The organism is Pseudomonas crudilactis, assembly GCF_013433315.1.
Lineage (GTDB): Bacteria > Pseudomonadota > Gammaproteobacteria > Pseudomonadales > Pseudomonadaceae > Aquipseudomonas > Aquipseudomonas crudilactis.
In genome coordinates this window covers 1-220 of sequence record NZ_WXVV01000080.1, presented here as the reverse complement: position 1 = coordinate 220, position 220 = coordinate 1, and the positions used below count along the sequence as shown (strand labels likewise).

The following is a 220-nucleotide window of genomic DNA, read 5'->3' as shown; positions in this document are numbered from 1 at the left end:
AGTCGAACGTCTGACGTTTACCGGTACTGGCAACTTCATCGGTCGCGGCAATGCCTCTGACAACGTCATCACCGGCGGTGCCGGCAACGATATCTTGATGGGCGGCGCAGGCGCCGACCAACTGATTGGTGGTGCCGGCTTCGATATCGCCAGCTATGAGGATGTGCCCAACAGCGTTGCAGTTACCCTGAACCTGAAGACTGGTGTACACACCGGTTTT

General features: G+C 57.3%; 1 pseudogene. It reads left to right on the top strand.

Annotated elements, in window-relative coordinates:
• Positions 1–220: pseudogene (locus GTU76_RS29865) on the top strand (calcium-binding protein); the annotation flags it as partial.